General features: G+C 63.1%; 14 protein-coding genes. 7 read left to right on the top strand and 7 right to left on the bottom strand.

Going from position 1 to position 11754, the window contains the following annotated elements; translation table 11 throughout:
- Window positions 1–321, bottom strand: a 321-nt coding sequence (locus WCB02_RS09510; RefSeq protein WP_423957770.1) for an NAD(P)-binding protein, incomplete at its 3' end; no start/stop codon positions are given.
- Between the two features lie 516 nt (window positions 322–837).
- Here WCB02_RS09510 and WCB02_RS09505 point away from each other — a divergent pair.
- The 3 genes from WCB02_RS09505 (at window position 838) to WCB02_RS09495 (ending at window position 2316) form a co-directional block, all read left to right on the top strand.
- Window positions 838–1143, top strand: coding sequence for a hypothetical protein (locus tag WCB02_RS09505; protein ID WP_423957768.1), 306 nt, complete (start codon window positions 838–840; stop codon window positions 1141–1143).
- 476 nt (window positions 1144–1619) lie between these two features.
- On the top strand, window positions 1620–1922 hold the full coding sequence (locus WCB02_RS09500) for a type II toxin-antitoxin system HigB family toxin (RefSeq protein ID WP_423957767.1): 303 nt from the start codon (window positions 1620–1622) through the stop codon (window positions 1920–1922).
- Between the two features lie 10 nt (window positions 1923–1932).
- Complete coding sequence (locus WCB02_RS09495) at window positions 1933–2316, top strand: helix-turn-helix domain-containing protein (RefSeq protein WP_423957766.1); 384 nt, start codon at window positions 1933–1935, stop codon at window positions 2314–2316.
- Window positions 2317–2428: 112 nt separating this feature from the next.
- Here the strand turns inward: WCB02_RS09495 and WCB02_RS09490 are convergent, their stop codons facing one another.
- The 3 genes from WCB02_RS09490 to WCB02_RS09480 are packed head-to-tail and all read right to left on the bottom strand — an operon-like array spanning window position 2429 to window position 7427.
- Window positions 2429–3646 (bottom strand): acetate/propionate family kinase, encoded by a 1218-nt coding sequence (locus WCB02_RS09490; RefSeq protein ID WP_423957764.1) that lies wholly within the window; start codon window positions 3644–3646, stop codon window positions 2429–2431.
- Entirely contained in the window at window positions 3646–5049 is a 1404-nt protein-coding gene (locus WCB02_RS09485; RefSeq protein ID WP_423957769.1) for a bifunctional enoyl-CoA hydratase/phosphate acetyltransferase, read from the bottom strand. The genes WCB02_RS09490 and WCB02_RS09485 overlap by 1 nt, the downstream gene beginning before the upstream one ends.
- Entirely contained in the window at window positions 5049–7427 is a 2379-nt protein-coding gene (locus tag WCB02_RS09480) for a DUF3141 domain-containing protein (protein ID WP_423957762.1), read from the bottom strand. Before WCB02_RS09480 ends, WCB02_RS09485 begins: the two co-directional genes overlap by 1 nt.
- 272 nt (window positions 7428–7699) lie before the next feature.
- Here WCB02_RS09480 and WCB02_RS09475 point away from each other — a divergent pair, with 272 nt between their 5' ends.
- The 3 genes from WCB02_RS09475 (at window position 7700) to WCB02_RS09465 (ending at window position 9518) form a co-directional block, all read left to right on the top strand.
- Window positions 7700–8155: a hypothetical protein gene (locus tag WCB02_RS09475; protein ID WP_423957760.1), complete on the top strand. Its 456-nt coding sequence runs from the start codon at window positions 7700–7702 to the stop codon at window positions 8153–8155.
- Window positions 8152–8331, top strand: coding sequence for a hypothetical protein (locus tag WCB02_RS09470; RefSeq protein WP_423957759.1), 180 nt, complete (start codon window positions 8152–8154; stop codon window positions 8329–8331). Before WCB02_RS09475 ends, WCB02_RS09470 begins: the two co-directional genes overlap by 4 nt.
- A gap of 146 nt (window positions 8332–8477) precedes the next feature.
- The gene (locus WCB02_RS09465) at window positions 8478–9518 is read left to right on the top strand and encodes a 5-methyltetrahydropteroyltriglutamate--homocysteine methyltransferase (protein WP_423957757.1); all 1041 of its coding nucleotides are present in this window, start codon (window positions 8478–8480) and stop codon (window positions 9516–9518) included.
- Here the strand turns inward: WCB02_RS09465 and WCB02_RS09460 are convergent.
- From WCB02_RS09460 to WCB02_RS09450, 3 genes are all read right to left on the bottom strand, one after another.
- Window positions 9515–9925: a DOPA 4,5-dioxygenase family protein gene (locus WCB02_RS09460; protein ID WP_423957755.1), complete on the bottom strand. Its 411-nt coding sequence runs from the start codon at window positions 9923–9925 to the stop codon at window positions 9515–9517. The two genes, WCB02_RS09465 and WCB02_RS09460, sit on opposite strands and share 4 nt — an antisense overlap.
- An 88-nt stretch (window positions 9926–10013) precedes the next feature.
- On the bottom strand, window positions 10014–10592 hold the full coding sequence (locus WCB02_RS09455) for a DUF4865 family protein (RefSeq protein WP_423957754.1): 579 nt from the start codon (window positions 10590–10592) through the stop codon (window positions 10014–10016).
- A gap of 32 nt (window positions 10593–10624) precedes the next feature.
- Complete coding sequence (locus tag WCB02_RS09450; RefSeq protein ID WP_423957753.1) at window positions 10625–11017, bottom strand: tautomerase family protein; 393 nt, start codon at window positions 11015–11017, stop codon at window positions 10625–10627.
- 108 nt (window positions 11018–11125) lie between these two features.
- Between WCB02_RS09450 and WCB02_RS09445 the strand changes: the two genes are divergently transcribed.
- On the top strand, window positions 11126–11754 hold a 629-nt coding region (locus WCB02_RS09445; RefSeq protein ID WP_423957751.1), incomplete at its 3' end, for a LysR family transcriptional regulator.

Raw genomic sequence — 11754 nt, 5'->3', positions numbered from 1 at the left:
GTGCTGGGCGGATCGAGCTCGATCGCCCAGCACTTTGCCGCGCGGCTGGAACACCTGGCGGCCGCCCAGGCCCGGTTCGGGCTCGGTCTGGTACATCCAGTTGACGGTCTTTTCCTTGAACAACTTGCCGTAGCCGAGCGGCACATGAATCCAGAGATTGGTGTCCTTCGGTCCCGCCTCGAGCAGCAGCACGGAATGCCTGCCGTCCGCGCTCAGGCGATTGGCCAGCACGCATCCGGCCGAGCCGGCGCCGACAATGATGTAATCGAACTCGGGCGTTTCGGGCGGCAGCTTGGCATGGGTTACAGCCTCGCCATTCATGTTTCCCATGCACCCCTGCTCTGCCGGCCCCGCCAACGATCGTCGGCCACGGGCGGTCGGTTGTCGACGGAACAGCTAGCGCTTTTCCTGACCTCAGGCAAATCCGATGACCTCGTCCGAGCAAGCAATCTCGTTCTCGCGGCACGATGCGCCCGAGGTCTGCCAGACACCATGTCCCTCGAGAGCAAGAGGGCGCAGGGAAGGCCGAGAGCCGACACGCCCCGCGGCCCCCCTGTGCAATAAAAAAATACAGGAGTAGGAACCACAGGCGTGGCCGGATCGTCCGGCCTTCCCTGCGCGATGGTTTTACGACTTATACGCTCTTCCCGGTGACCATCGCTTGGTTGCCACCGCCGCCCGCGAGACGCGTTAGCATCATCGCCGACTTGACGCCGGCTTCGGAGCGCCAGAACGACACGATTTCGCCGTCCGCGCGTCTGCACTCGTCTTTCGCAGCCGCCGCGTCCAGCGCATCCCGCACCCAACGTCCGTGACGATCGCGATACGTCCCTCTTGGTGAGGCGGAACGACGCAAGTAATAAGTGTGATTTGGGGTCTGCGCAAAATGAATATTTCATCGAGCACAGAACTCCCTGCGCGATCGACGCAGGGCCGTGGAAGGGGTTCGTCATCGAACGGATCACCCGCACGATTCACGATGACGATCTGGCGGCGTTCGTCGGCCAGTTGCAGCGGGCGCCGTGGCTGCTGGGCGACGACTGGGTGGCCGTTCAGAACCGACTGATCGAGCTCGCATCGGCAAACGATCGCGGTAAATTCATCGCCGCCTTTCTCGACCTTGAGACCGCGGCATCGATATGACCATCAGGGACTACCGGTGGGGCGGCAGGCGCAGGGTTGGGCATATTATGCCAACAAAGATCGAAGCATGGCACGGTGGCTCGCGACGGCGAGGCAGCGTGGCAAGAACAAGCGGGCGCGCGAACCGCCGCCACCGTGAGGCTCACTGCACCCGGACACGGTGCCGGGCGCGCCTTTCGATGTGCCACGAGCGGGCCAAGTCTGACGGGGCGACGGCATCTCGTCCGGCGGCATGGCCGTTGACCCGGGTGCTGGATGAACATGATCGCACTGCCCGTGTCGATTCAAATGTGCCTGGGGAAAATGATGCGCCAATGCCGATGAAGATGGGCACTCCTCGTTCGCCGTGGTGCTACGATCCAATGCTCGATCGCATGCGGCAACCGGCCAAGATACCCGCTGACGCGCCGCCGCTCCGATAAGGCACCGACGGCAAGCTCCCTTGTTCCCATTATGGGAACGTGCTATGAGGGTTCATGAGAGTCATCGCTCGACGGGTCGTCGTCGACTTCTGGGGCAGGCATCCGGAAGCGAAGGCGTCGCTTGAGCGTTGGCAAACCCTGGTGAGAGCGGCGCAATGGGCCTCGACCGATGAGGTTCAGGAAGCCGCCCCGAAGGCCAAGGTGCTGAACCGCGAGCGTGTCAGGTTCGAGGTTGCGGGAGGAAACGATCGCTTGGTTGCCGCTTTCGATTTCCGCCGCCAGATCGCGTTCGTGAAGTTCGTCGGCACCCATGCGGAATATGACCGCATTGATGCAATGACAGTGTCGCAGTTCTGAGGAGACCACCATGGACATTCGGCCGATTCGCACCAACGAGGACCATCGCGCGGCGCTTGCCGAGATCGAAGCCCGTTGGGGCGCGCCGGAGGGCACCGAGGAGGGCGACAAGCTCGATGTGCTGCTCGCGCTTGTCGACATCTACGAGACGAAGCGATGGCCGATCGAAATCGACCGGAATTTCGACCCGATCGCGGTGCTCCGCTACGCCATTGATGAACTCGGCCACACCCAGGCCGAGTTGGCGGAATTGCTGGGATCGCGCTCGCGGGCCTCGGAAGTGCTCGCACGTCGGCGTGCGCTCACGGTCGAGATGATCCACAAGATCGGCGAGGCGTGGAAGGTTCCGGCCGACCTCCTTGTCCGTCCTTACAAGATCGAGCGAGCCGCCTGAGCCGCATCTTTCCCCATCGCGCGGCATCGCTCCGTTTCGTGCCGCAGGTCATGGTCGCGTGCACTGTGCGTAGTGGCGCGCCTGAAACGATTCGAACTCAGGAAACGCTATATTACACCCTCGCCGCCTGGTCCGGCGCGCCCGACGCCAATAGCCGCGCGGTGTGGCGAGCGATCATCATCTCCTCGTTGGTCGGGATCACGAAGACACGGGCACGCGACCGGTCCGACGAGATCACGGTATCGCCAGCCTGGTTGCGCATATCGTCGAGCTCGACGCCGAGCCATTCAAACCCCCGGCAAATCCGTTCGCGGATATGGGAGGCGTGTTCGCCGATGCCGCCGCAGAACACGACCGCATCGAGGCCGGACAGGATCGCGGCCATCGAGCCGAGCTCGCGGCGGATGCGAAACACGAAATAGTCGATCGCCTGCGCAGCCTCCGGTGTCCCCGCCGCCTCCAATTCGCGCATATCCTGCGACAGGCCCGAAAGCCCTTTCAGGCCGGAGCGCCGGTACAGCAGATCCTCGATCTGATCCGTCGTCATCCCCTTTTCCTTCAGGAGATAAAGCACGACGCCGGGATCGAGCTGGCCGCAGCGGGTGCCCATCGGCAGTCCATCGAGCGCGGTAAAGCCCATCGACGAACCGACGCTCTGGCCGTCGCGGATCGCGCACATCGAGGCGCCGTTGCCGAGATGCATGACCACGACGCGCCCCGCTTCATGCAGCGGCGCGATCTGGCGCAGCCGGCCGATCACATATTCATAGGACAGGCCGTGGAAACCGTAGCGGCGGACGCCCTGATCATAGAACGCGCGCGGCAACGCATAGGTGTCGTTGACCCAGGGATGGAAGCGATGGAAGGCGGTGTCGAAACAGGCGACCTGCATCGCATCCGGGAAAGCGCGCTGCGCGGCGCGAATGCCGGACAGGTTATGCGGCTGGTGCAGCGGCGCCAGCGGATTCAACTGTTCGAGGGTGGCGAACCGCTGCTCGTCAAGCACGATGGATTCGGTGAAGCTGACGCCGCCATGCACCACGCGGTGCCCGACCGCGGCGATCGCCATCTTGCCGATCTCGGTTTCGAGAAAGTCGAGCACGACCTTGAGCGCGGAATCGTGGTCGGCCGCCTCTCGCGCATCGAGCTTGCGGTCCGCGATCTTCTTGCCGGCCTTCTCGGCCTCGAACTCCGGGTTCGCGCCAGCTCCTTCGGAGCCGAGGCCCTCGATCTGGCCGCGCACACGTTCGACAAGTTCCGCTTCGCCATCGTCAAACAGTGAAAACTTGATCGAGGATGAACCGGCATTGAGAGTGAGAATATGCTGCACTATTCGGCCGCCCGGTCGAGATGGACAAGCGCCTGCCCGTCGGCACGCCAGGCGCGATAAAGCGCGGCGATGGCACAGGAGGCGAGCCGCGCCCTCTCGCCGTCGGCGCGGCTGGTCAAGATGATAGGTACGGTGGCGCCAAGTGCCAGCCCCGCTGCTTCCGCCTGGGCCACAAAGACAAGTTCCTTGGCCAGCATGTTGCCGGCCTCGAGATTGGGCACGATCAGGATGTCGGCGTGACCGGCCACGAGCGAGGCAATGCCCTTGGTCCTTGCCGCCTCGACGTCGATGGCATTGTCCATTGCCAGAGGGCCGTCCACCACTGCGCCCTTGATCTGGCCGCGTTCGGCCATCTTCGACAGCACCGCGGCATCGATGGTCGAAGGAATTTTTGGCGTCACCGTTTCCACCGCCGACAGTACGCCGACCTTCGGCGCGTCGATGCCGAGCGCGAGCGCGACGTCGATCGCATTCTGCGTGATATCGACCTTGGCGGCAAGGTCGGGCGCGATGTTGATGGCGGCGTCCGAGACGATCAGGACCTGACCGAGGCCCGGCACGTCCATGACGAAGACGTGGCTGAGCCGGCGATTGGTGCACAATCCGCTGTCGTGCTTGACGACATGGTGCAACAGCGTATCGGTGTGCAAATGCCCCTTCATGATCGCCTCGGCCTTGCCGGTCCGGGCGAGTTCGACCGCCATTGCCGCGGCGGCATCGTCGCCGACGGTGTTCACGATCTCGATGCCGTCCAGGCTCGCCCCGATCTCCTTCGCGACCGCTGCGATGGTCTTGGCCGCACCGACCAGAATGGGCCGGATCAGGCCATGTTCGGCGGCGAGCAACGCGCCGCCCAGCGAAGCCTTGTCCTCGGGAACCGCGACCGCGGTCGCGATCGGCTGCAATCCCTTGCAGGACTCGAGGAGCCGGTCGAAGTGCCGATGCCGCTGCACGAGAAGCTCAGGCACGTTGGTGTCGTCACACCGCACCTTCTGCGACGGCGCCAGCACTTCGGCAATGCCCTCGGCCACCTTGTCGCCGCCGCGGCCGGTCACCGCGGTGCCAAGCTCGACGACGCCATCGCCGAGCTTGGCGCGCACCGTCACAGTCACATTCAGCACGTCGCCGACATGGACGCGGTCGCCGAATCGGAAACTCTGCGACCGGTACAGCGTGCCGGCGCCCGGCAGAATGTTGCCAAGCACCGCAGAGACCAGCGCGCCGACCCACATCGCCGGCGCAATCGCCTCGGAATGGGAGTGATGCGCCTCGTCTGGCAGATGCAGCGGATTCAGGTTTCCCGACGCGTGCGCAAAGATATAGAGATCGTTCGCGGTGCAGACCCGCTTGATCGAAGCCGTGTCACCGACATTGAGTTCACCATAAAGGCGGTTCTCACGCATCATGCCGCGGATTCTTGCACTTGAGCTGCAGGTAAGCGCTCACCCGAAGGATCCTTTGCAACATCAGCCTCGCCACGATCTGCGATGTCCCCGTGGTCTGGGTCGCGCCATTCGTGCGCCATGGTCAGCAGCGCGCGCTGAAAACGCCGGAACATTCCAATCGTGGGAGCGTCCATCTGTTCGATCGGACCAGCCACGTCCAGCACGAGATTCAACGCGCTGTAGCGGTCGACGGGATCGCGAAGAACATCCGCCAGCGTCGCGAGCGCCTCGCTGCCGGCGAACTCCACGATCAGGGACTGCTCGTAGATCATCCGGCTGCGCAGTTCCGGGCTCATCGAGTTGAAGGGCGGACGGCCGTGCAGCAACCGGTCCGATCGCTCCAGCCGGTCGCGCCGCACCGAGCCGCGGGTCCGCGCCAGAAGGATCAGCATGCGGATGATACCCTCAGCATAGCCGCCTTGTCTGGCCCGCTTGATGGCATCCTGCACATGCGGGAACTTGCTGATGTCGTGCGACTGCGGCCGCGCGTGCCGCGACGCCCCAAGATGCTGCATCCAGGGCGTGCCATAGAGCGAATGGAATGTAAGTTCGATCAGGGCATCACGCGTGTCGCGATAGAAATTGAAGCTTCCTTCGACCTGATCGGCGACAAGTTGCTCGAGCTTCAGCAGCGGATTGTCCGCACCGGCGGGCTCCCGGTGCTCCCGAACCTCCTCGGCGATGTCACCGATATCAGCAAACATCGGATTCCTGTGCGAGAAGAAATAGTGCTGCTGGCGCATCGGATGCAAGCGCCGCTGCATTGCCGCGACCGATGGCGTGACCAGCGACCGGATCAGCGGCTGCAGGGTCACTTCGTAGGTCTTGACCGCCCATTCCGACAAGGCCGCCACCGCGGCGAACTCGATCTCCTCGTCGCGCCCGTCGTCGAGCTTCAGGATGTCCTCGATGGTCCGCGCCTCGAACGCGACGGTGACGACGTCATGGTCCTTGCTGATCAGCATCTGGTAGAGGCCGGGCGCCAGCGATTCGATCGTTTTCACCACCGAGCCGATCTGCTCATGCTGCTTGTTGGCGACCTGTGCCGAGACGAAAATGCCGAGATGCCCGATACTGTCATGCAGCGTGTAGATGATGGTGCGGCCACAGGCTTCGATTTCGTTGGCGGTGGCATAGAGGTCCGGAATCCAGTTCAGCGCCTGCTGCGGCGGCGTGATGTTGTCGCCATGGGAGGCAAACACGATGACCGGAGATTCGATACGGCTGAGATCGACCGGCGGGCCGTCGCTCAGGACCGCCTCCCCCCGCGTCAGCTTGTTGCCGACGAAGAGGTTTTCCACGATCCAGCGGATCTCATTGTCGTTCATGAAATAGAAGCCGGACCACCAGCGCTCGAAATCCAGAAAATGGCCGGCGTCGCGATCAACATGGGCGAACAGGTCGAAATTCTTGCGAAACCACGTCTTGCCCGGATTGAGCATTTCGAAATTGAACACCAGATTGGCGCCGTCGAACTTGCCGCCGCCGAGATCGGAGGCAAGTGCCGCCGGAACCGCGCCGCCGGCGATGCCGCCGAAATAGCGGAACGGATTGCGGCCTCTCTCGCCAGCCCAATAGGACAAAGGCGCGCCCGCGATCACCACGGGGCCCATCAGGTCGGGATGAGTCGCGGCGAGGATCATCGCGGCCCAGCCGCCCTGGCAGTTGCCGGTCACCAGCGGCTTTGGCGCATGCGGATGGCGGGCATGAACCTCGCGCAGAAAAGCCGCTTCCGCTGCGCAGATGTCGGCGAGCGTCTGGCCGGGTTCGGGGTCGCGGAAGAAGATCACAAAATACACGGGATGGCCGTGGTTCAGCGCCACGCCGACTTCTGACTGGCTCTTGAACCCGCCAATACCGCTGCCATGGCCCGCGCGCGGATCGATGATGACCCACGCCCGCGCGTCGTCGCGCGGCAGACTGACGCCTTGCGGCGGGTGAATGTGAACCAACGCATAGTTCACTGGACGGTCGAGCGTCCGGCCATCCACGATCATATCGTAGTCGAAGGCCAGCACCGGCTTGAAACCTTCCTTTTCGCGCGCGATCGCACCATCGCCGCGCCGGCATAGCGTATCGAGGAACAGGACCCAGCGTTGTCCGGCATCCCTGAGATAGTCGGAGAGCAACGCGTCGGCGCGAGGTATCATGAGCCGCGGCGTCAACTCATGAAGCGACACGATCATTGTTTGCATGGCCTCGGCGTGGCTCTTGCCAATCGCTTCACCGTGCCGCACGCTCAATTCGCCGAGCATGGTCATCTGTTCGGCAGCCTGCGCGCAAGCGTCCTGCAAGCCGCGCAGATAATGATGACCTTCGTCAGTCCATGTATCCATGTCGCTCATACTTGTAACCTGCGATCATCGTTGGTCCGTCGTGCGACGAACGATAGCGACGCCTAGCCACGAACGCTCAAACAACTTCTTCAATGTGAAGTATTGATAGAGCCTGACGCGCGGGCAACATTGCGCTGCGTCAACGACAATCGCGCGAACGCAAACTAGTTTAGTTGTGACAACGGGATGACAGGCGCACGACGACATCCGCCTGTCTGGTTGTCGTTCGTATCAAGCCATATCCTTATCAAAGCCATATCCGTATCAAAGCCATGGCAGAACTTCCGATGACCGACGGATTCTTCATCAATCTTCACAAGGTGCTGGTGTGGCCCATCGTGCTTGGCTTGATGTGGTGGTTCCAAAACACCTCGATCGAGATGTGCGTCTATCTTGCGCTGCACGGCACTTACGCGCTGCTGTGGCTGCTCAAGCAGAACTGGTATCCAGATGCGCGCTTCAACGTTCGTCGGCCGGTCTGGATCGGCGTCGTCTTCGTGTTTCTGCCGCTCGCCGGTTACTACGTCGCGCCTTATCTCGTCGCCTCAAGACACAGCGTCCTGCCCGCGCCCGCGCTCGCGGCCATCATCAGCCTCTACACGATTGGCGTGTTCTTGCATTACGTCAGCGACGCGCAAAAATTCTATACGCTGCGCGCGAAACCTTCGCTCATCACCGATGGATTGTTTTCGCGCGTGCGCAATCCGAACTATCTGGTGAGATCATGATCGATTGCGCCTATGCGTCGCTGGCCGCGCACTGGCTGCCTTTCCTCATCGTGGCCGCCTGGACGGCGTTCTTCTTCATCCCCGGCGCCCGCGCCAAGGACAAATCGCTCTCCCGCTATCCGGACTACGCCGCCTACCGGTCGCGCAGCTACGCGCTCGTCCCGCTCATCTGGTAGCCCACGCGCCCGATGCGCGGCGCCGGCCATTCTCACCCGCGCTCTCAGGGTTGCAGGCCTGCGACCCGAGGGGCCGCTTTTCGATTGACCTTCGAGGCGGCACCCGGCGACAATCATCGGATCGTCCACAATCGGGCCGCGGCACCGTGACACTCGCTCAACATCTGTTGCCGACCACCGTGGTCGGAAGCTATCCGCAACCGGAGTGGCTGGTCGATCGCGCCATGCTGTCGAAATCGGTGCCACGGACGCGCATGCAGGCGATGTGGCGGGTGGACGGTGAGCATCTGGAAGAGGCGCAGGACGACGCCACCATCGTCGCCATCCGGGACATGGAACGCGCCGGCATCGACATCGTAACCGACGGGGAAATCCGCCGCGAGAGCTATTCGAACCGCTTTGCCACCGCGCTCGGAGGCATCGACACCGACAATCCCGCGATCATCGTTGCCCGCACGGGCCAACAGACGTCGGTGCCGCGCGTGGTCGGACAAATCCGCCGCATCCGCCCGGTCGAACTGCGCGACATGGAATTCCTGCGCCGCAACACCGACCGGGCCGCCAAAATCACCCTGCCCGGCCCGTTCACCATGAGCCAGCAGGCCAAGAACGAGTTCTACGAGGACGACGAAGCGCTCGCGATGGCGTTCGCTGCGGCGGTCAATGACGAGGCGCACGACCTGCAGAGAGCCGGTGCCGACGTCATCCAGCTCGACGAGCCCTGGGTGCGCAACAATCCCGAGCTGGCGCGGCGCCATGCGGTGAAGGCGATCAACCGCGCGCTTGACGGCATCACCGTGCCGACGGTGGTGCATCTGTGCTTCGGCTATGCCGCAGTGGTACCCGGCTCGACCAAACCCGCCGGCTATCCGTTCCTCGCCGAGCTCGCCGATACCACGGCCCAGCAGATTTCCATCGAGGCGGCGCAGCCAAAGCTGGATCTTGGCGCGCTGAAGGATCTGTCGGCGAAAAAGATCATGCTCGGCGTGCTCGATCTCGGCGACCCGGCCGTCGAAAGTGCCGATGTCATCGCCGACCGCATCCGCCATGGCCTGAAATATGTCGCAGCGGACCGGCTCGTGGTCGCACCGGATTGCGGCATGAAATACATGCCGCGCGCGACCGCCTTCGGCAAGCTGAAGGCGATGTGCGAGGCCGCCGCGAAGGTGCGTGGAGAGATCAGCTAGGCGCGGGCGACCGGATCGGTATTCGGCGCCGGCGCCGGCTCGCGTTCGGCCTGTTCGGGCAGCTTGTTTCCATGCACGGCAAGCGGCTGCCCGATCCACAAGGGATCGACCAGATGATCCCTGCGCGGGTTCGTCGTGTTCGGATGCACAAGGATGCTCAGGCCACCATGGTTGAGCATCAGCCAGGGCACCAGTTCGGCAAACAGCTCCGGCGCAAAGGCGACCTGATACATGGCCTGATCATGCGGGCCGACCTTGACATCGTGCCAGCGGCCGAGCGTGACGGAGAAACGCTCGGCCATCCAGGCCCGCAGCCGCTCGGCGTCGGACCGGCTGGTCGCCGGATCATAGTAAATGTGGGCGTGGAAGCTTGCGATCTCGCTGATCGGCCGCGGGGCAGCGCTCATCGGCAAATCCGTCATGCCAGGGTTTGTTGCCGACTTTAGCCCGGAGCGCTGCGAAGGCCAAGGATCACGTGGAGGATCACGTGGAGGATCACGCGCTTGCGGTAGGCAAGCTACCGAGCAATGGCCGGGCCAGATAGAGGATCTGGTAGGCCTCTTCGCCCGCCGTTCTGCGCGGCTCGCGCTCTGACAGCAGGACGCGCGTCAATTTCCAGTTCTGTACGTCGACGCCGATGGCCGCCGCGACCACGCCCGACTGCCTGGCGATCTCGCGATTGCGCTCGATCTCGGCGGCGAAGGTGGTGGTCAGGTCGGCATCCAGCGGAATCTGCTGCTCTTCCTTGGTGGCGAAACGCGCCTCTTGCGCGGGCCCCTTGCGGGCATCCAGCGCAATCCGCATCTCGATCTGCGCCCGCCCAAAACTATCGGTCACGGACTTGTAGCGGCCCGTCACCAGGAAATCCCCAAAACCCTGATCGGTCCGCCAGAGATAGAGCGAGGAATACTCGTTGGCGATGGCGCCATAGTGGCCGCGTTCGCGCAGCAGAAAACCCTTGAAGTGAAGCTCCGGCACGTCATCGAATAGCGCACCCCGCCGGCTTGCGCGGTTGCGAATGATGCTGATGTCGTAATCGGCCGGCAGCCGATGGGCGTAGTGAGCGATGATCATGAAAATCTCCTGTTGAATGGGGGTGACAGCCGTCAACTCTTGCTGGCGACATATTGCGCGACGCCATGGCCGAACGACCAATTCTCGGGAAGGACCTCGACCAGGTTGATGAGGATGTCTTCCGGACGCAGTCCGGGATCGGCGGCCAGGTTTTCGACAATGCAGCGATAGAGTGCCTGCTTCTTCTCGACCGGGCGGGTATTGCTGACGGTGAGCTGGATCATGACAAGATCATCGCTGCGCGCGATGCCGAGATAGTTGGCGCTATAGCTGAAGTTGTCTTCGTCATGCTCGGTGATCGTCATGAAGCGATCCTCTTCGGGCACGTCGAAGGTCGTCCGCATGGCGCGGTAGATGCCGTCGAGAACGGCATGGCGATAGGCGGCGGGTTTTCCCCGCCGAAGCGAAACGCGTGTGAGCGGCATCAGGGCCTCCTGCGTCGGTGTCGGTATTGCAGATATAGGCGGCCGTAGACCATTGGAAAACGATATGATACATTGTTTCAATGATTTCATTTTGAAATGATGGAAGCCATGAAGGCGCTGGATATCGAGGCCGTGCAGGCGTTCGTCCTGACGGCCGATCTCAAGAGTTTCACGCGCGCCGCGGAGGCGATGGACACCACGCAGTCGGCGGTCAGCCTGAAGATCAAACGACTGGAAGACGGTCTCGGCCGCAGGCTCCTGGATCGAACGCCGCGGCTGGTCCGGCTCTCGGCCGACGGCAACGCGTTCTTGAACGCGGCGCGCAATCTGGTCGCCGCGCATCACGGCGCGGTCGGCTCGTTCGGCATCAAGCAGCGCCGGCTCATCGTCGGCATCAGCCATCATGTCGTCGGCGCCGAGTTGCCGCTGCTGCTGAAGCGCATGAGCGGCGCCGAACCCGCGCTGGTAATCGAGATGCGCGTATCGACCTCGCGAGAGGTACTCGACGAATTCGATCGCGGCGTGATCGACGCTGCAATCGTGCTTCGTCACGATAATCGCCGGCGCGGCGGCGAGACCGTTCTCAAGGAAGCGTTCGGCTGGATGGCCGCGCCTGATTTCGAGCACCATGCAGGCGAACCGATGCGGCTTGCGACGCAGGCCGAGCCTTGCAGCGTGCGCAGCATGGCGCTCGACGCGCTGAAGGCGGCGGGAATCGCCTGGACCGAGGTGTTTGT

Origin of the sequence: Bradyrhizobium sp. (genome assembly GCF_049581145.1) — a bacterium.
Taxonomy (GTDB): domain Bacteria; phylum Pseudomonadota; class Alphaproteobacteria; order Rhizobiales; family Xanthobacteraceae; genus Bradyrhizobium.
The sequence above is the reverse complement of the archived record's forward strand: the minus strand, read 5'-3'. Positions and strand labels throughout refer to the sequence as shown.

What these genes read in the sequence shown, in the direction of transcription:
- WCB02_RS09500 (WP_423957767.1), top strand. Translation starts at nt 1,620, where the DNA reads ATGAGAGTCATCGCTCGACGGGTCGTCGTCGACTTCTGGGGCAGGCAT.
- WCB02_RS09495 (WP_423957766.1), top strand. Translation starts at nt 1,933, where the DNA reads ATGGACATTCGGCCGATTCGCACCAACGAGGACCATCGCGCGGCGCTT.
- WCB02_RS09485 (WP_423957769.1), bottom strand. Translation starts at nt 5,049, where the DNA reads ATGCGTGAGAACCGCCTTTATGGTGAACTCAATGTCGGTGACACGGCT.
- WCB02_RS09480 (WP_423957762.1), bottom strand. Translation starts at nt 7,427, where the DNA reads ATGGATACATGGACTGACGAAGGTCATCATTATCTGCGCGGCTTGCAG.
- WCB02_RS09475 (WP_423957760.1), top strand. Translation starts at nt 7,700, where the DNA reads ATGGCAGAACTTCCGATGACCGACGGATTCTTCATCAATCTTCACAAG.
- WCB02_RS09470 (WP_423957759.1), top strand. Translation starts at nt 8,152, where the DNA reads ATGATCGATTGCGCCTATGCGTCGCTGGCCGCGCACTGGCTGCCTTTC.
- WCB02_RS09460 (WP_423957755.1), bottom strand. Translation starts at nt 9,925, where the DNA reads ATGAGCGCTGCCCCGCGGCCGATCAGCGAGATCGCAAGCTTCCACGCC.
- WCB02_RS09455 (WP_423957754.1), bottom strand. Translation starts at nt 10,592, where the DNA reads ATGATCATCGCTCACTACGCCCATCGGCTGCCGGCCGATTACGACATC.
- WCB02_RS09450 (WP_423957753.1), bottom strand. Translation starts at nt 11,017, where the DNA reads ATGCCGCTCACACGCGTTTCGCTTCGGCGGGGAAAACCCGCCGCCTAT.